12 protein-coding genes, 1 tRNA gene, 1 other RNA gene and 1 pseudogene are annotated in these 18,566 nt (G+C 60.2%); 4 read left to right on the forward strand and 11 right to left on the reverse strand.

All coding sequences use genetic code 11. From position 1 onward, the window contains the following. Positions 1–153 precede the first annotated feature (153 nt). Complete coding sequence (locus BLT86_RS25400; RefSeq protein WP_012017842.1) at positions 154–939, forward strand: hypothetical protein; 786 nt, start codon at positions 154–156, stop codon at positions 937–939. Continuing rightward, positions 936–4,106 (forward strand): DEAD/DEAH box helicase, encoded by a 3,171-nt coding sequence (locus tag BLT86_RS25405; protein WP_012017843.1) that lies wholly within the window; start codon positions 936–938, stop codon positions 4,104–4,106. Before BLT86_RS25400 ends, BLT86_RS25405 begins: the two co-directional genes overlap by 4 nt. Positions 4,107–4,163: 57 nt before the next feature. On the opposite strand, the gene BLT86_RS25410 is transcribed toward BLT86_RS25405, so the two are convergent. After that, the gene (locus BLT86_RS25410; protein WP_012017844.1) at positions 4,164–5,423 is read right to left on the reverse strand and encodes an integrase domain-containing protein; all 1,260 of its coding nucleotides are present in this window, start codon (positions 5,421–5,423) and stop codon (positions 4,164–4,166) included. 184 nt (positions 5,424–5,607) lie between these two features. Continuing rightward, positions 5,608–5,999: a transfer-messenger RNA gene (ssrA, locus tag BLT86_RS25415) on the reverse strand. A 128-nt stretch (positions 6,000–6,127) separates the two neighbouring features. On the opposite strand from ssrA, the gene BLT86_RS25420 reads away from it, so the two are divergent. After that, positions 6,128–9,043, forward strand: a complete 2,916-nt coding sequence (locus BLT86_RS25420; RefSeq protein ID WP_092380259.1) for a hybrid sensor histidine kinase/response regulator — start codon at positions 6,128–6,130, stop codon at positions 9,041–9,043. A gap of 16 nt (positions 9,044–9,059) precedes the next feature. Here BLT86_RS25420 and BLT86_RS25425 read toward each other — a convergent pair whose 3' ends face one another. From BLT86_RS25425 to BLT86_RS25455, 9 genes and pseudogenes are all read right to left on the reverse strand, one after another. Beyond that, positions 9,060–9,305, reverse strand: a complete 246-nt coding sequence (locus BLT86_RS25425; protein WP_017678048.1) for a hypothetical protein — start codon at positions 9,303–9,305, stop codon at positions 9,060–9,062. 72 nt (positions 9,306–9,377) lie between these two features. After that, positions 9,378–10,403, reverse strand: a pseudogene (rtcA, locus tag BLT86_RS25430) (RNA 3'-terminal phosphate cyclase). A gap of 72 nt (positions 10,404–10,475) precedes the next feature. Continuing rightward, positions 10,476–11,264: a nucleotidyltransferase domain-containing protein gene (locus BLT86_RS25435; protein ID WP_017678046.1), complete on the reverse strand. Its 789-nt coding sequence runs from the start codon at positions 11,262–11,264 to the stop codon at positions 10,476–10,478. Between the two features lie 14 nt (positions 11,265–11,278). After that, positions 11,279–11,470 carry a hypothetical protein gene (locus BLT86_RS26015; RefSeq protein WP_197676086.1) on the reverse strand — a complete coding sequence of 64 codons (192 nt, stop codon included), beginning with the start codon at positions 11,468–11,470 and terminating at the stop codon, positions 11,279–11,281. A 246-nt stretch (positions 11,471–11,716) separates the two neighbouring features. Beyond that, a complete protein-coding gene (locus BLT86_RS26020; protein ID WP_197676087.1) occupies positions 11,717–11,857 on the reverse strand; it encodes a hypothetical protein in 141 nt (46 codons plus the stop codon). A gap of 48 nt (positions 11,858–11,905) precedes the next feature. Continuing rightward, positions 11,906–13,258, reverse strand: a complete 1,353-nt coding sequence (locus BLT86_RS25445; protein WP_017678044.1) for a hypothetical protein — start codon at positions 13,256–13,258, stop codon at positions 11,906–11,908. A 5-nt stretch (positions 13,259–13,263) separates the two neighbouring features. Beyond that, positions 13,264–14,490: an RtcB family protein gene (locus BLT86_RS25450; protein WP_026088682.1), complete on the reverse strand. Its 1,227-nt coding sequence runs from the start codon at positions 14,488–14,490 to the stop codon at positions 13,264–13,266. A 370-nt stretch (positions 14,491–14,860) separates the two neighbouring features. Beyond that, positions 14,861–14,919: transfer RNA gene (locus BLT86_RS25870), tRNA-OTHER, on the reverse strand. A 228-nt stretch (positions 14,920–15,147) separates the two neighbouring features. Further along, positions 15,148–16,698 carry a vWA domain-containing protein gene (locus BLT86_RS25455; RefSeq protein WP_017678042.1) on the reverse strand — a complete coding sequence of 517 codons (1,551 nt, stop codon included), beginning with the start codon at positions 16,696–16,698 and terminating at the stop codon, positions 15,148–15,150. Between the two features lie 230 nt (positions 16,699–16,928). On the opposite strand from BLT86_RS25455, the gene rtcR reads away from it, so the two are divergent. Continuing rightward, positions 16,929–18,533 (forward strand): RNA repair transcriptional activator RtcR, encoded by a 1,605-nt coding sequence (rtcR, locus tag BLT86_RS25460; protein WP_017678041.1) that lies wholly within the window; start codon positions 16,929–16,931, stop codon positions 18,531–18,533. Positions 18,534–18,566 lie beyond the last annotated feature (33 nt).

An 18,566-nucleotide genomic window follows, 5' to 3' on the forward strand; every position in this document is an offset into this window, starting at 1 on the left:
CTGCATGCTGTGAGCCACGATTTGCGGCCCGCACAGCGCTAACACGATAATCCAGGTGTCAAGGATCGTCGCCCAAATGCAGATAGCGGACTCCCTCAGAACTCTCAGGCAGTGCCTGTTGCATCGTTTTTTAGACATGGATGAGAGCCGCGCATGATTTGGCAAACCCTATATCAGTCGGCAGATGGCTGCGTCTCCTGGCAAGGTAACTGTGCGCAGGCTGGAGATTTGTTCAATGGCTTTCTGCAAGGTCCCGTGTCTGCACGCCTGAACGATAGTGAAGGCAGCATTGCATTGAGCCAGCATCTTCGAGGTCTTAGCCTAACTGGTATGGGGCAGGATGCCTTGCAGGCTGTGCTCGACGCAGAGCTGCCAGAAACTCGCGATTGGGCTGCGGGTGAGGCACTGGCAGAGGTAGTGCTGCAGGAGCAGCATGACGTGGTGTTGCCCTGGAACAATGAGCGCGACAAGCGTAATCCTTTTGCATCTTTGCCAGGTGCTGACATTGTTGGCTTCCAGCGCGATGGTGAATCACATCGTCTGGCATTGGGTGAAGTCAAATGCTCATCCGAGGATAAATGGCCGCCTCAGGTTATGACTGGGCGTAGTGGCATGATCCATCAGCTAGAGACGCTTGCTGGAAACCTCGGCACCTTGTGCCAGTTGCTCAAATGGTTACTGCCTAGAGTCAAGAATACTGAATATCAGGCAGCCTTTGATTCCGCTTGCAGGCGATATTTCGAGTCTGGAAATCGTGATCTAGCGCTATTTGGCGTTTTAATACGCGATCAGGCAGCCAGCGAGATGGATTTGAAAAATCGCGGCAAGGCTCTTGTAAAGAGCGTGCATGCCCCGACACGTTGCCACCTACTTGCCTTGTATCTGCCTTGGCCGATTGAACAACTGCCTGCTGTTATTACGCAGGGATGTGGAACATGAATCACTGGCTGCTGGAAGCGATTGCAGAACGGCGTGCACAAGCGCTGCGTGATGCTGACCGGGTGCAGTTCTACCGTGAAATGACGCCGCAAGAGCCTGATTTAGATGCTCAGACCATTCATGAGGTAGTGGCTGCGCTGGAACTGGCCGTGCTGGATATGGAACTGGACCGCTTTGGGGATGAGAAGGATCGCCAGGCGGTACTGCACAGTGCAGCAGCAGATGCTTTCCGACTTTTGCGGGTACTGCCCTTACCTGAAACTCCGATGGCAGCGGCTACGCACATGCTGCGGGCATCCATATTGGCGGTGATTGGTGACCGGGGAGCAGATGCTGCGCGCTGGCTCCGTGCGCTTGATGATAAAAAAGCTTGGCCCGTGCTACCCCTGAACTCGTCAGATTGGGGGGAGCGCTGTCGTGCCACTCTTACCGATGTATGGTTGCGCCTGGTTCGCAAGCAAGGCTGGAACGACCGTGACACCGTACTTGAGCGGGTGGCTGCTCTGCGCACCAGCCAGCAGGAGTTTGAGCGAGAGTACCTGGGGTCTTTCGATCCGCTGCAAGCAAAGCGCTCGGCGCTAGAGCTTATCGCCATCTACCATTTGGCCAAAGCAGCTGACGTGCTAGCCCACTTCATCACCGATGGCGTGGTGGAGGATAGTTTTCAGATTCAGCCGATGCTGGACTCGCACTTTGACCGTGCCATTGCGGCCTGTGATACCGCTCAGTTGCTTGAGCTGGGGCCGCTAACGCGTCTGTTGGCAAGGGCAGCCGCTCAGATGGAGGCGAATTCGCTGTGGACGGTCACTCGTGCGGTGAACTCAAGGGTGACGAAATTTGTGCGCGAGTTGGTCAGTCGTGGCCGTGGTGATCGTGCCCTGTTCGATGTGCTGCCACCTCAGCGCCGCACGCTTGCTGAGCGGGGCTTGCTGGGATCTAGCCGCCGTGCCGTGGTGGTTAGTCTGCCGACTTCCAGTGGTAAGACGCTGATTGCCCAGTTTCGCATGCTGCAGGCGCTGAATCAGTTTGATGACCGCAAGGGGTGGGTTGCTTATCTTGCACCCAGTCGGGCACTGGTGAATCAGGTTACGCGACAGCTACGGCGCGATTTCCAGCCGCTAGGCGTGGTAGTGGAGCGGGTCAGTCCAGCTATGGAGGTCAACGGCATCGAGGCGGGGGTGTTGGCCGAGCAACAGAGTGATGCTCAGTTTCGTGTTCTTGTAGCCACGCCCGAAAAGTTCGATTTGATGCTACGCCAGGGGTGGGAGGAAAAAATTGGTCGTCCGCTCACACTAGTTGTGGTGGATGAAGCTCACACGATTCAGGACAGTGAGCGCGGACTGCGGCTTGAGTTGCTGCTAGCAACTATTAACCGTGAGTGCCGCGAGGCGCAGTTCCTACTGTTGACGCCTTTCATCCAGAACGCCCGGGAAGTTGCGCGCTGGTTGGGTGGTCTGAACTCTGAAGACATAAGCCTTGGGGTGGACTGGCAGCCGAATGACAGGGCTATCGGTATTGTCAGCGCGGTAGATGCGGGTGCCAAGAAGGGGCGAAGTCGCGATTATCAGGTGAACTTCGAGACAGTTCACACTTCTCGACCCAGTATTATCCTGGATGACGTGTTCCCTCTGGGCAGAGAACAGAGCCTGGCTACCTCGCTGACGGAGGTCAAGGCTGTGGGTACGCTAGCTGCGATCGCTGCGCGCAAGCTGGCTGCCCGTGGGCCGGTTATTGCCATGCACAACACTCCGGATAATGTCTGGAGATTGGCACATAAGCTGAAGTCTGGACGAAGCATAGAACTGTCGGCTGATTTGCGGTTTGTGCAGGACTATGTGGCGGCAGAGATGGGCGAGCAGTTCCCGTTGGTGGATTTGTTGTCCCATCGTGTGGGGGTGCACCATGGCGGGCTGCCGGAAGAAGTCCGGATGCTGATGGAGTGGCTGTTCGAGAAAGGTCATCTGGATGTCCTGGCAGCCACTACTACCCTTGCCCAGGGGGTGAACTTTCCTGTGAGCGGTGTGGTGATGGCGTCTACTCATTACCCGCAAGGAAAGAGCTCTGTTCCCATGCCGCCGGAGGACTTCTGGAATATTGCTGGTCGGGCGGGGCGTGTTTCTCAAGGGCAGTTGGGTGTGGTCGCGCTGGTGGCCAAAGACGCAGCTGACGTGGAAAAACGTCGTGACTTCATCAACCGCAACACCGGAGATCTGAACTCCGCACTGATTCAGTTGGCTCAAGCTGCAGCCGGTGAACTGACTGACCTTGGATTGATTGTTTACCACCATCCCGAGTGGTCTAGCTTTCTGCAGTATCTAGCCCATACCTACCGCCAGATGGGGCAGCCGTCCAACTTTGCCGATCAGATCGAGCAGGTCTTGCGTGGCACCTTCGGCTTTGAACGGCTTCGCACGTCAAACAGTCAGCTTGCTCGCAGTTTGCTTACAGGTATCCGCAGTTACGTTTCTTACATGGCTAGCCCTGCACAACCGCTAGGGCTGGTAGACAGTACGGGCTTCTCGCTGCAGAGCATCAAAACGGTCATGACCCATCGCGGTAACATCGGGCCAGATTCATGGGATCGGGACAGGCTGTTCAAGGCTGGTGACGGCACTCTGCAGACCATGATGGGGGTGCTGCTCCGTGTGCCGGAGTTGCGCGATAACCTGAAGGCAGTTTTAGGTGGAAAAACGCCAGATGGCGACAAACTTGCGCTCATTTTGAAGGACTGGGTGAATGGTGAAGAGCTGGTCACCATTGCCGAGCGGCACTTCAGCCAGGAAGGCACGGATACAGTTACTGCCTTGACCAAGTGCGGTCAGAACCTCTTCGGTAAGCTGGCTCATACCTCTTCTTGGGGGTTGAATGCACTGCTTGCTATTACAGGATCAGAGCTTGAAGACGGCGAGCGTAGCCTATTAGCCAATCTACCCTCGCAGGTGTATTACGGTGTATCGACAGATGAAGCAGTTTCGCTGCGCCTTCTAGGTGTACCTCGCCGAGCCGCACCAGCTTTGGCTCGGGCGATGCAATTGAAACCAGGTGACTCCTTGCCTTTGATCCGGCAACGCCTTGAGGCCTTGCCGGAACAGGGGTGGAGTGCTGCACTGGGCGCTGATGGACAGGTTTATCGCAAAGCTTGGCTGATCATGGACGGAGTGGAGTAGGCGAGGGCTCGAAAACAACCATCGATCTTCGAAAATCAGCTGATAATTTCTGGCTGCTTAGCGGCGTATTGGAATGATTTTTCGATCACCAAGTTGATTGATAGCTGCAGCCGAAAGATTGCCGGTAGCAGCCTTTTGAATATGCTCACTCCACCAAGCCATCATAGGGCGCCTGCGATCGATATAGTCCGCACGGTTGTAGGCACTGCGCACTTCGTCCTTATCCACATGCGCCAGCGCTACTTCGATCAGCTCAGGCTCCCAGCCGTGCTCGTTGAGCGTTGTACTGGCCATTGATCGCATTCCGTGGCTTACCAAGCGTCCCTCAAAGCCCATGCGTTTCAAGGCCATGTTGGCTGTTTGGCTATTGCAGTGAGTACGCGGATTGCGGTCAGCAGGGAACACGTATTCACGGTGCCCGCTGTAGGGTTTGATTGCTTCCAGAATGGCCAATGCTTGATCTGTAAGCGGCACCGTATGCGGGCGACGTTTCTTCATGCGTTCAGCCGGGATCGTCCAGATCCTTTTCTCGAAGTCGATATCGGCCCAGCGGGTAGTGGCAGCCTCAACGGGGCGAGTCATCGTGTGCAGTTGCCACTCGATCAGGCATCGAGTGGTTCTTTTTATGCTGGCGTTCGCGATTGCAACCATGAGCTCTTTGAGCTCATCGGGATGTAAGGCCGGCATGTTCTTTTTCTTCGGCTTCTTGAACACGCTACCAATCCCGGTAAGTGGGTTGGCGGGTATCAGGCCTGAGTTGACCCCGTAGGTCATGATTTCGTTGAGTCGCTGCGTAAGGCGTTTGACGGTTTCCAGGCTGCCTTTAGTTTCGAGCGGCTTGAGAAGGCTGATGACTTTCGGAGCTGTTATGGATGCGATCGGCGTAACGCCCAAGTCGGGGAAGACGTGCAACGTAAGCGAGCGCCAAATGTCTTCAGCGTAGGCGGGGGTTACTGCATCTTTCTTGAGTTCATACCAGGACGTCGCTACGTTCTGCAGCGTGTGCTCGGTTGCGGCCTTTTTGGCCTGTCGATCTGCGTCGCGTCTCTCTTTGGGATCAATGCCCTGTGCTACGAGCTCACGCGCTTCAATGGTCAGTTTGCGGGCTTGAGCAAGGCTTACTTCCGGGAAGGTGCCAAGCCCCATATTCAGTCGCTTCTTGGTGATGGGGTGGATGTAGTTGAAATTCCACAATCTCGATCCATTGATTCTCACTCGCATCTGAAGGCCGTTGCCGTCAGTCAAGGTGTAGTCCTTTTCTTTGGGCTTTGCTGCTTTGACCTTCAGGTCTGAAAGGCGCGTTGTTGCGGCACCCATGGTGTACTCCAGTGCGATTTGTGTATTCCAAAAAATACTGGCTTAGGGCTTGGAATACAATTTGGAATACACGAAGGCATGGATGCAGTCAGACGTCTTTGTACGTCTATGACGCTGAAGGTCCCGTATTTGCTGGGTTTCAGACACAAAAAAAGACGTCCGTGGACGTCTTTAGATGTTGTAATGGTGGAGCCGGGGGGATTTGAACCCCCGTCCGCCAGTTCTCCACTGTCGGTACTACATGCTTAGCCGTGTCTATTGAGTTAACCCTCAGCCGCCCGACGGGCAGGGTGCATTGGGCGAGTTGTGTAAGTTTTAGCCACTTCGTCCACAACGTACTACGCGGCGATCCTGTTCTGCATGACAATCACTTCAGGTTTACAGGCATCCCCTAGTGATCGCTGGAGCCGAAGCTACCAGAAGGACTAGTCGCGCCGCTTACGCAGCGAGAGCGTAGCCCTCGTAGTTTTCGTCATTGGCAACTATAGAAAGTTGCAACAGTTGATTTACGACTTCTGTTACCAAGTCGGCATGCACCTCGAGCTTCGCTACCGGCGTCGAATCCTAATCGGCCCCAAAACTTTTCGGTTACAGATAGGACGTCAAGTGTACGGCAAAGGTTCCTCAGCGTCGACTGCGGATTCCATCGCGGGAAGCTATGATGGCGCCTCGCATCTGCCTGCGTCCTCTGCAAAGGAGCTGTAATGCCGAGTTCTAGCCGCTACCCTCTACGTCAGTGGATCTGGCGAGCGTTCGTGCAAAGCGCGCTGATCCCGCTGATTCTGGTGGAGTCGGTGCTGATCGCGGTGTATCTGTTGAGCAATCAGGCGATTCGTGACGCGCAGATCGAGCATCTGCAGGAAACAGCCGTGAAAGATCTGGCCAGCGCCGCGTTGCGCGAAGCGCAGATCATCGACGGGCGGCTGCGCTCTATCGAGTCGCTGGTGCAGGTGTACCGCGATGGCGCTCTCAAAGCGCTGCTCGATACCCGTTTCCAGGCCGATGAGCTTGAGCGCCAACGCCATGCGGTCACTGACAGTGGCGTGTTCTATACCCGCAGCGATGACGGGCGCGCAGCATCCTTCTATGCCAACAGCACGCCACTTGCTCAGCAGGATCACGCCAAGGTCATGCGCCTGTCGCAACTCGATCCGCTGATGCGTTCGATCCAGCAGGCCAGCCCGCTGGTAGCGGCGCTGTATTTCAATACCTGGGACAGCTACAACCGCATCTATCCCTGGTTCGATACGCCCGCGCAGTATCCCCACGACATGGTGATACCCGATTACAACTTCTATTACCTCGCCGACGCCAAGCACAATCCCGAACGCAAGGTGATGTGGACCGAGGTTTACCTCGACCCGGCAGGCCTGGGATGGATGATGTCGGCCATCGCCCCGGTGTATCGCGAGGACTTTCTCGAAGGCGTGGTCGGTCTCGACGTGACCGTGGGCCAGATACTGGGCGAGATTGCCGAACTCAACGTGCCTTGGCAGGGCTACGCGATGCTGGTCAGCCATGACCACAACATCATGGCGTTGCCGAAGGCAGGGGAGCTGGATTTCGGTCTGCGTGAGCTGACCCAGTACTCCTACGAAGAGGCCGTGCGCCGTGAAGTACTCAAGCCCGAGGACTTCAACCTGGCCAAGCGCGAGGGTATGGAGCCATTGCTTCAGGCGATGAACGAGGGCAATGGCAGCGTGCAGGAAGTGCTGCTCGGCGGCCGCAAGCAGCTGGTGGCCTGGAGCGAAATTCCGCAAACCGGCTGGCGCTTGCTGTTGGTGGTGGACGAGGAGCAGATCTTCCATGACACCAACCAGTTGGCCGAGCGTTACATGCAGATCGGCTATCTGCTAATTGCCGGCCTGGCGGCGTTCTATCTGCTGTTCTTCGCCCTGATGTGGCTGCGTTCGCGCAATCTCAGCAAGCAACTTGCCGAGCCCATCGATGGCATCGTCGACATGGCGACCAGCCTGGGGCAGGGCAAATATTTACCAGCCGTGCCGGACAGTCATATCGCCGAGGTCAGTCGCCTGGCTGACGCCGTGCAGCAGGCCGGCAAGCAACTTAAGGCCAGCGAGCATGAGCGGCAGGAGGCGCAAAGCATTCTGCAACTGGTGCTGGAGAGTACAACTGAAAGCCTCTGGCAGATCGATACCACAGATCTGACCATCGATCTCAGCGAGCGCTTCGTCCGGCGTTTTGGCCTGGGTGCGAATCACCTGACGCTGAGCGAGTTCAACCAGCGCGTACACCCCGATGATCTGGAGCGTTTGCGTCACCTGCGCAAGCTATTCGCTGACAGTGGCGAAGAGTATTTCGACGCCGAATACCGCTATCTCGATTGCCGCGGCGATTACCTCTGGCTGCTCAGCCGTGGCAAGGTCCTGGCGCGCGACGCGAGCGGCTGGCCACTGCGTATTGCCGGTACGCACGTCGACATCACTCGGCTCAAACAAGTGCAGGAAGAACTGCGTCACGCCAGCCTTGAAGCGCTCGCGGCCAGCCAGGCCAAGAGTCGCTTCCTGTCGAGCATGAGCCACGAACTACGCACGCCGCTCAACGCCATCCATGGCTTCGCTCAGTTGATCGAGATGGAGGCGCAGGACAAGCAGGACGCCATGTTGGAGACCGATTACGCGCGTGAGATCGTCAGCGCCAGCCGCCATCTCACTTCATTGGTCGACGACATTCTCGATCTGTCGAGCATCGAGAGCCGGCGTCAGCAGTTGCAGTTCCAGGCAATCGAAATCGGCGCGCTACTCAGCGGTTGTGCCGAGCTGGTGCAGCCCGAAGTGCAGCAGAAACAGTTGCAATTGCAGGTGATGGAGGCAGCCAATCCGCCCTTGTTCGTACAGGGCGACCCGCGCCGGGTACGGCAGATTCTGCTCAACCTGCTGTCCAATGCGATCAAGTACAACAGCCCGCGCGGCATGATCCGCATGGGCTACGAGGTGCGTGCCGACTGTGTGCGGTTGTGGGTTGACGACACTGGACCGGGTCTTTCCAGCGAGCAGCAGGCGCAGCTGTTCCAGCCGTTTCAGCGTCTCGGCCGGGAAAGCTCGAATATTCCCGGTACCGGCATCGGGCTGGTGCTCTGCCGCGAGCTGGCCACGTTGATGGAAGGCGAAATCGGCGTGCGTAGCGAGCCTGGTGTCGGTAGTCGTTTCTGGCTCGACATCCCCAGTGCGGCCAGCCCTGATGTGTTCGGCGACGAGACTGCCGAGGTGCCGGCGCAGGCCGTGAAAAGTCTGGTGCAGGTGCTGTGCGTGGAGGATCATCCCGCCTGCATGAAGATCCTGCAGGCATCGTTGCGTGAGTTTGCCGAGGTCAGGGGCGTGAGTTCATGCCAGCGGGCATTGGCCGAATTGCAGGAAAGTGAGCCGGCACTGGTGTTGCTGGATATCGACCTGCCTGACGGCAATGGGCTGGATATTCTCGACGCCATGCGCGCTGAGCCGCGTTTGCGTGATGTGCCGGTGATGGTGATCAGCGCGGTGGCCGATGCACGGTTGTTCGAGGATGCCAAAGCGCGCGGCGCTTCGGCCTGCCTGAGCAAACCGGTAGATCTGCAGGAGGTGCGTCAGGTCGCGCTGGGCTTGCTGTACAGCGGTTATTGAGCAAGCCCAGCGTGATTCATTCGCTGGCGGCCAGCAGGTCGAGGGCTTCGCCCAGCACCTTGACCGACTCGACATGATCACCGGCCTTGTGCAGGGCTTCACCTTCGGCGCGCAGCTCCTGCACCTTGGCCAGCACCTCTGGGTCGGCAGGCGGATCGCTTTGCAACAATGCATCGATCTTGGCCATATCCTGCGGGCAATGCATGGCCCACAGTGGCAGGCTGATCAGGGTTGCGGCGAGAAACATGAGCGTGCGACGCATGATGACTCTCCTGAAACGGGTTAGGGGAATCTCAGTATAGGAGAGCTCAGAGCCATCGGCGCCTGGCGGGTTTCAGCGACGCCGAAGCTCCACCTGCAGGGCGTGTTCATCGGTCTGAGTGCAGATGATGGCTACATTCAGGAAGTGCTGGATTACCTGCATGTTGCTGCTCAGATGCTCGCTCATGTGCGTTGTGCTGAAGCTGCCGCCGCCAGCCATGGCCAGTGGCAGCAGCAACTGATCGGCCAGGTGCTCGGCCACGGCGGCGCCGCTGTGCAGCCATTGCCGCGCTTGACCCACGGCCCGGTCAGCGACCTGCTCGGCGCGCACGCTGCTTTGGCCGACGCTGCTGAACACCTCGGTAAGGTGCTCGCAGGCGATTTCCAGCAGCAACACGTTGCCTGGGCCGATCTGCTTGTCCAGCCAGATGCCTTTCAGTGCCTGTTCCGGCCACTTCAGGCGCTTGCCGACACGCGCCAGTTCGCGCTCGGCCACATGGCCTGGCACGTCCGCCACTATGGCGGTTGCCAGCTGATGGTGAACGGCGCCGGGCGCCTTCAGGTGCAGCGGGCTTAGCACCGACGGTGCGACCTGCAGGGCGATTGCGCCGCCACCAGCCGGTGCGAAGCCATGGCGCAGCAGTTCGATCTCCACCTGTGCGCCCATGCGCCGGAGCAGCGGCAGCCAGGCCCGCTCGAGAAACTCGAAGGGTGGCGCCAGCGGGTTGTGCGTACCGCCGCTGATGTGCACCCGGCTGGGCTGGTCGGCTTGCAGCAGGGCGGGTAGCAGTGTCTGCATCACCAGGCTGCAGCTACCAGCGGTGCCGATGGCGAAGTCATAGTCGCCGCCCTAGATCGCGCCGGGCGCAAAGCTCAGACTCTGCGAGCCGAGCTGCGCGCCTTCCACGCGGGCCGAGCTGATCTGCGCGGCCGCTGTTACAGCCGTGAGATGCTGACGTAGCAGGCCGGGGCGGCTGCGCTTGGCGCGGATGTTGTGAATGCGAAACGGCTTGCCGGTGATCATCGACAGGCTCAGCGCGCTGCGCAGTATCTGGCCGCCGCCGATGGCGCCGTCCAGCTCGATAAGGTCCTTGTTCATCTGTAATCCTTGGTGATCGTTGCCACACTATCCGCACGGTGGATATCGGATCGGCTGCGAACTGTACTCGGCTCAGGCGTAGCGTTTCACTGTCTCGCGCAGGTAGGCGTCGAGCAGGCTGCTGTCCGCGCGGGTACGCGGCAGGCTCGGCACCGGCTGCTGCAGTTGCGTTTCGATGAACGCATGCAGAGCGGCGCGGCGCGGGCCATAGGCGGACTCGTCGGCGCTGCGCTTGAGAACCAGCAACTCCTCCACCTCGGCCAGCAGCGCAGAGTCGTCCACCGTCTGCAGCAGGTCGGCGAAGGTCATCGGCGGCCGGCCGCGACCCTGGTCGATCCAGCGCACGGCGAGCAGCGGGCGCAGTACGTAGAAGTATTTTTTCAAGCGCACCGAGTCGCCCTGCAGGTAGCCGCGAAAGTTCTTCCTGGCCATCGACAGGTAGTGGTTGCGCGCTGCCGGCGGGCTGTAGAAGTGCTCGGCCAGCTCGCGCAGGCGCGCGGTTGCCTGATCTTCCTGGCGATACACCAGCGGCGAGTCGAGCCACTCCAGCAGCGTCGGGTTGGACTTGCGCAGCAGGCCGAGGGTCTTGCGCAGTTCCCAGCCGCTGACGTCCAGCTCGTCGTCCAGTGGGCGTTCGATCACGTCACGCGGCGCATCCACCTGGACGAACCAGTCCGGTTTTTCCACGTATACGAAGCGCGCGTCGTAATCGCTGTCCGGCGAGGCAAAGCCCCAGGCGCGGCTGCCCGATTCGCAGGCATAGAGCACTTTGACGTTGCGCTCGCGCTCTAGCCGTTCGAGTTCGACCAACACCCGGGCGCGCATGGCGTCGCTGAGCGGGTGGCGTTGTTGCATGTTCATTTCTCTATCCTTGTTCAGTCTGTCGCGCTGGCGGCCAGCGCCGACAATGTCCGGCGTCGCGGGTTGTATAGGGTGAGGCACCAAATGCCCCACAATTCCTTGCCGTCGTCAAAGTAGCTGCGCCAGGTGCTGCGCTGCGGCTCTGTATCTGCATTGCCGACCCAATCGAGCACCTGCATGCCTTCTTCTGGATACAGCCGCAGCATTTGCAGCCATTCGCGAAAGTCCGCCACGTGCAACGGAGTGCCGTAGGGCGGGTCGCGGAAATTGCGGCACAGCAGGCCGTCCTCACTGGCCAGCTCATGTAGCTCTATAAGGTTGAAAGCCGTCGGGCGTGCTTGCGCAAAATCGGGTGTCAGGTCAGGCCAGCGTTGTTTAGCAAAGCGCGAGTCCTGTGCAATCAGCTCAAGTCGGCCAAGGCGAGCGAGCTCCTCGATGAGCTCGAACAGTATCTACAGCACCTGCCGATGCTCCGCTTCGCCGGGTGTGGCGGTCGGATCGAGCGTGGACACCACGAAGTCGAACACGCAGCCCGCCTCTTCCAGGCGGGTGCGCAGTTCATCGAGTCGCTGGCTTTGCATCGGTTGCAGCATGGCTTCACCTCATTCTGCTATTCGCATTGCCTCGAGCTGGCGGTTCTCTCACGCCAGGCGTGTCACGCAATCTGGCGGCAGGGCACCGTTGTCCTGCAGCTCGGCAACCTGGGCAAGCAACTTACGGCGCTCGGCTGGCGCTGTGGTCGGGTCGACCATCAGGTATTGCTGCTGGCACCAGTTGGCGATCCAGGCCAGCCAGTAGTCGCGCTGCTGCACTTCGCTATCCAGGCGACGCAGCAGGTAGGCCAGCTGTTGCCAGCGCGGCCGCAGCGCCATCAGTGCGGCGCGGCGGTGGTCCGGTAGATGCTGCCAATCACGATCCAGGCGCCTGTCGAGTTCCGCTTCCAGTGCATCCCAGGGTTGGCGGCCCAGACATTCGCAGGCTTTGGCGAAGACCTTGTCGGCTGGATCATCCTGCATCGCCAACTGCTCGCTCAGGTGCTCGTCGCTTAGGCTCACTAACGCCGCTAGGCGCACGCTGGCCATGGGCGAACGTAGCGCCGCAGCACGCCAGCACTCATCCAGGCTGACCTCCAGTTCGCTGGCCAGGCCTAGTACGCCCAGCCATTCGCGTTTGGACTTGGGCAGGGCTGCGTCCAGTCGCTTTGCGAGCACTTCGCCGGCATCGAGTTGCCAGCGTGGCGCCGCCCAGCGGGCCAGGTTGCGGACCGCCGGCGAGGCGTCCAGCAGAGCATCACGCAGCATCTCGCGTGGCTCGTCGAGCCGGCTCAGCAGCGCATGCATGGCCTTGACCCGCACGCTGGCACCGGGTGTAGCCAGTGCCAATTGCAGCAGCGGCACTGCCTGTTCCGCAGGCAGGCTCTGGCAGGCTGAAACCGCCATCTGGCGTACCGTCATCTCGCGGTGTGCCAGTGCCTTGCCGAGCAGGCTGACGGGCTCGTCGCTTGCCTCCAGCAGCAGGTCGAACAGAAACCGAGCGCTTTTGCCGTGTTGAACGAGGAACGCTGCCTGCACTGCATCGCGTACTTCGGCACCCTGCAACACCGTGCGTGCTGCCGCCAGTGTCTCTCTGTGGTCGGCACGCTGGCGTTCTGCAAGCGCCATCAGCGGTTGCAGGGCATGTAGCAACGCTGGCGTATGCTCGGGTACGAGATAGCGCTGCACGCCCGCATTGGCCAACTGGCGTACCTGCGGCACCCAGTCGTTGACCCGTTCGAGCAGGGCGGCCAGGGCTTCTGGTGAAGGCAACTCGCTCAGTTTACGCACCGCCACCTCGCGCACGAAACCGTTGTGGTGACTGCTCAGCGTGAGCCAGTCGCCTTCGCCCTTGCAGTCGGCTAGGACCTCCAATGCCTCGTGGTGACGATAGCTTTCCCAATAGTTGTCGGGCGCTGGGCGACTATTTAGCCGCTGCAGCCAGTCTTTCAGGTGCTTCATAGTCTCTATCCTTTCACGCACACCACCTGACGCAGGGTGTGCACCACTTCCACCAACTCGCGCTGGGCGTCCATTACCTGATCGATGTCCTTGTAGGCCATCGGTATTTCGTCGATCACGTCGGCGTCCTTGCGGCATTCCACATGAGCCGTGGCGCGGATCTGATCTTCGATGGTGAAGACCTTCTTCGCCTTGGTTCGGCTCATGGTGCGCCCGGCGCCGTGGCTGCAGGAGCAGAACGCCTCCTCGTTACCCAGGCCGCGCACGATGTAGCTCTTGGCGCCCATGGAGCCGGGGATGATGCCCAGTTCGCCCTTCTTCGCTGACACCGCGCCTTTACGGGTTACCAGCACCTCTTCACCGAAGTGACGTTCCTTCTGCACGTAGTTGTGGTGGCAGTTCACTGCCTCCAGGGCCACCTCGAACGGTTTGACGATCACGCCGCGTGCCGCCGCGATCACCGCATGCATCATCAGCGCGCGGTTCTGCTTGGCGAAGTCCTGCGCCCAGCCCACAGCTTCCACATAGTCATCGAAGTGCTGGCTGCCTTCCTCGAAGTAGGCCAGGTCACGATCCGGCAGGTTGGCGATGTGCTGGCGCATATCGGCCTGGGCCAGTTCGATGAACAGGTTGCCGATGGCGTTACCCACACCGCGCGAACCGCTGTGCAGCATGAACCAGACGCGGCCTGCTTCATCCAGGCAGACTTCGATGAAATGGTTGCCGGTACCCAGGGTTCCCAGGTGCTTACGATTGTTGGTTTTCTCCAAACGCGGGTACTTGTCGGTGATCGCCTTGAAGCGCTCGCTCAGCGCCGACCAGGCGTGGTCGGCCATCTCCGGCACGTTTTCCCAGGCTCCCCGATCACGACCGGCGCGCGTGTTGCTGCGCCCGTGCGGCACGGCTTTCTCGATGGCGGCGCGCAGCCCGGCCAGGTTATCCGGGAGGTCGTGCGCCATCAGCGAGGTGCGCGCGGCGATCATGCCGCAACCGATATCCACCCCGACCGCAGCCGGGATGATCGCGCCGACCGTGGGGATCACGCTGCCGATGGTCGAGCCCTTACCCAGGTGCACGTCCGGCATCACGGCCAGGTGCTTGAAGATGAAGGGCATCTTCGCGGTGTTCATCAACTGCTGCTTGGCGTCTTCCTCCACCGGAACGCCTTGCGTCCACAGTTTGATTGGCTTGCCGTTTGCGACTTCCAGCAGGTTGTAAGTTTTGCTCTGCATCATCATTCACTCGTAATTCGGGCTGGCTGGGCCAGCGTGCTTGCAGTGCGGCGACAATCGTTGGTGAAACATGCGCGTCGCTCTATCCTGTTGAGCTACCCGTTGCCGGGGCGGGATTCGAACCCGCAACCTTCACGTCCTGTAGTTCCACCGGCATTCGCCGGGTCAATAAAAATGGTGGATGCGGGCCTCCGTGCAGCGACGAGGTGATGGGCACATTTGCTCTACCGACTGAGCTACAGCCTTGCGGCTGACGGGGCTCGAACCCGCGACACAATGTAGTACCCAAGGCATTCGCTGCCTGAAAAAGATGCGACGACAACGAGTGGTGAAACTCGCGCTCTCCCATTGAGCTACGGCCCCCCAGTGATGGAGCCGACGGGATTCGAACCCGCAACCTCGATCTTAAAAGGATGTAGTTCCACCGGCATTCGTCGCAAAACCGTGAATCAGGTGGCACGACAAGATAAGTGACTGTTCCGTGTTGCCACGGGCCGGTATCGAAACCGGCATAACCGATGTACAGCCACTGGCATTCGTGCCTTCGCTCGTAGTCGACAAGTTCGTGATGAGACGTCTTGGATGTAGTCCCATCAGCATTCGAATACGCTTGAATCGTTGATCTGTGCGCCCGGCCCCAGTCGGCCGGGCGCGTTCTCATATCTCCATCTGCTCGATGGCGTCGACCCAGTGGCCGGCGCCGAAGGTACCGCTGGCGAACTGCGCCACCACGTCGAACACCGCGTCGCTGAAGCCGCCGACATTCAGGATATCCGCACGATCCGGCGCCTGGGTGGTGCCATGGGGTTGCAGGTCGATGCAGATCAGCCGCGCTTGCGGGTTGAACTGCTTGATTCGCTCCCACTGCCGCAGCGTCTCGGTGGCGCCATGGCGGCGGGCGTCGATCCAGGATTCGTTGTCGGAAACCAGAATCAGCGTATCCACTTTCGCCTTGGCATCGGCCAACTGCTTCAGCGGGGCGGAGCAACTGGTGCCGCCGCCGCAGATCGCCGCCAGCCTCGAAGCGTTGCTCATCACGCTGTCACGCGGGTTGAGCGTCATCTTCACCACTTTGTTCTCGAACGGCAGCAACTGGGCCTGCGGCTGCTTGCGCAGGATCGCTGCGGCCACCAGCGCCGCCACGTCGATGCAGCGCACCGCAGTGGTCGCGCCCTGGCGGTAGCCGGTCACCGGGCTCGCCATCGAGCCGGATACGTCCGGGCATACCACCACCTGACCGCTCAGCGCCGGTACATTGCTCAGCGACAGCTCCAGAGCATCCTGCAGCGCCTCGCGCACCGTCGTTGGCACGCCGTCGCCGGTCATGCGGTAGGCCGCCAGCAACTGGTACGGGTAGACCCGCGCCTTGCCGATTGCCTCGCCATCGGCCAGACGCCGCGCCGCCATTTCGGCACAGCCCTCGACCGCGAATGCGCCATGGCGCACCAGCGTATTGAGGTTCATGCGCAGCGCCTGCCAACCCATGCGTCCGGCCAGTTCGGCCCATTGCGCCGCGCTCAGCGTCTCGTTGCCGAGCAGTTGGAACGGCACGTCCGGCAACTCGCTGCTCGCGCCGCTGCGAAACGCCAGCAGGGCGTGGGTCAACGGCGGCAGGGCAGCAGCATCGGCCGGCTTGCCGATCAACCAGGCGAAGAAGGCTTCACGCCAGGCCTCGCTCGGCTTGGGGTGAACCATCTTCACCACGTCGGCCAGCGACGGCTGGTTGCCGACTGCGGCCTGCAGCAGTTGGCGTTCGCTGGCGGTGTTCAGCCAGTTCTGCACCAGACGCTTGGGCTGCGAACCGAGCGACTTGCGTCCGGTCACGCAGCTACGCAGGATCTGCACGAAGGTGCGCAGCATCTTGCCGTTATCCACTACCTGCTCGAACAAGGCCGGCACCAGGCTCGAGCGTTGTGCGGCCAGGGCTGCCAGCAGCAGGGCCGGCATGTCCTTCATGTGGCCCTTCTTGCGGGCATAGAGCGCGGCTTTGGCCACATAGCGGGCGTCCAGCTCGCCGACCAGCTTGAGCACTTCGTCCAACTGGGTTTGCGCATCGGCATAGACGGTCTGGTTCAGGCAACCGGTGACCGCCAGCTGGGCCAGCTTGTGCTTGGGCTTGTAGGCATAAGCCGGCGCCTGCTGTTTGTTCAGCGTGTCGCTGGCCGGCAGTTGGGCTTGGCGGGTGTTGAACAGGTTGAAGTTGGCCATCTTGGCGTCTCGCAGTGTTGTCCGTTGTTGCCAGGACTATTGCAGCGGCTGTGCCAGGTTTATCTTTCGAGTTCTTATTTTTATTTAAAGTATTGATTTAAAAGTATTTTATTTTTGTTCGAGATGATTTTTGCTGGATCTTGAGGTGGTCGGCTTCAGCAGCATGATATCTATATAGATCGTAATTTATCTTTTTGGATAAGATGCTGGAGGGTCTACGAGGATTGAACATGATTCGCAAGCGTACCGTCGCCATCGGCTTTATCGGCACCACCCTGGATCGGGTCGGCAAGGGTGCCAATCGCTGGAACAAATGGCGGCCGAGTATCGGCCTGTGTCAGCAGCCGGATCTGCTGATCGACCGTCTGGAGCTGATCCACGGCTCCGACGCACGTGATATCGGCCTTGCCGAGCGCATTCGCGCGGACATCGAGCAGATCTCCCCGGAAACCGAGGTGCGCCTGCAACAAATGCAGTTGCGCAACCCTTGGGATTTCGAGGAGGTCTATGGCGCGCTGCACGACTTCACCAATGCCTATGTCTTCGATACCGAACACGAGGACTATCTCGTGCATATCACTACCGGTACGCACGTCGCGCAGATCTGCTGGTTCCTGCTGACCGAGGCGCGCTATCTACCGGCAAGGCTGATACAAACTTCACCCACACGCAGGCGCGCCGAGGTCGATCCGGTCACGGGCACCTACACGCTGATCGACCTGGATCTGTCGCGCTATGACCGCATCGCCTCGCGCTTTCAGAACACACGCCTGGAGGGGCTGGCCTTCCTCAAGTCGGGCATCGCCACGCGCAATGCCGCCTTCAACCGCTCCATCGAGCAGATCGAGCGAGTCGCCGTGCGCTCCTCGGCGCCCATGCTGCTGATCGGCCCGACCGGCGCGGGTAAGTCGTTTCTGGCGCGGCGGGTGTACGAGCTCAAGCGCAGCCGCCATCTGGTCGATGGTCGCTTCGTCGAGGTCAACTGCGCCACCTTGCGCGGCGATGGCGCGATGTCGGCGCTGTTCGGCCATATCAAGGGCGCTTTCACTGGCGCGCAGAACGCTCGTGATGGCCTGCTGCGCGCTGCCGATGGTGGCATGTTGTTCCTCGACGAGATTGGTGAGCTGGGCCTGGACGAGCAGGCCATGCTGCTCAAGGCTGTCGAGGAGAAACGCTTCTTTCCCATGGGCTCAGACAAGGAGGTGAGCAGCGACTTCCTGCTGATCGCCGGCACCCACCGCGACTTGCGCGCGCGGGTGGCTGAAGGTCTGTTTCGCGAAGACCTTTACGCGCGGATCAACCTTTGGACCTTCGATTTGCCAGGCCTTGCCGGGCGCCGCGAGGATATCGAGCCGAACATCGATTTCGAGCTGCAGCGCCATGCCCGCGAGCAGGGACGGCTGGTGCGTTTCAATCTGGAGGCGCGGCGGCGCTATCTGGCCTTCGCCAGCTCCAGCGAGGCCGCTTGGCAGGGCAACTTCCGTGAGCTGTCGGCCTCGATCACGCGCATGGCGACCCTGGCCGACAGCGGGCGTATCGATGAAGAGCAGGTGCGTGAGGAGATCGAGCGCCTGCGCAGAGCCTGGGGCCAGGTGGAGCAGGACGATGGGCTGAAGGCCTGGCTGGGCGAGGCGGCGGACGAGCTGGATCTGTTCGACCGCCTGCAGTTACGGGCGGTGCTCGAGGTCTGTCGTCAGGCCGATAGTTTGTCCGATGCCGGGCGCCGGCTGTACCAGGTGTCGCGCCTGAGCAAGGCGCAGCCCAACGATGCCGACCGGCTGCGCAAGTACCTGGCGCGTTTCGGCCTGGAGTGGAAGGATCTGCTCGGTAACTGATGGCTGTGCTTTGCTCCGGTATGCTGTGCGCCT

This window comes from Pseudomonas sihuiensis, from assembly GCF_900106015.1.
GTDB lineage: Bacteria > Pseudomonadota > Gammaproteobacteria > Pseudomonadales > Pseudomonadaceae > Aquipseudomonas > Aquipseudomonas sihuiensis.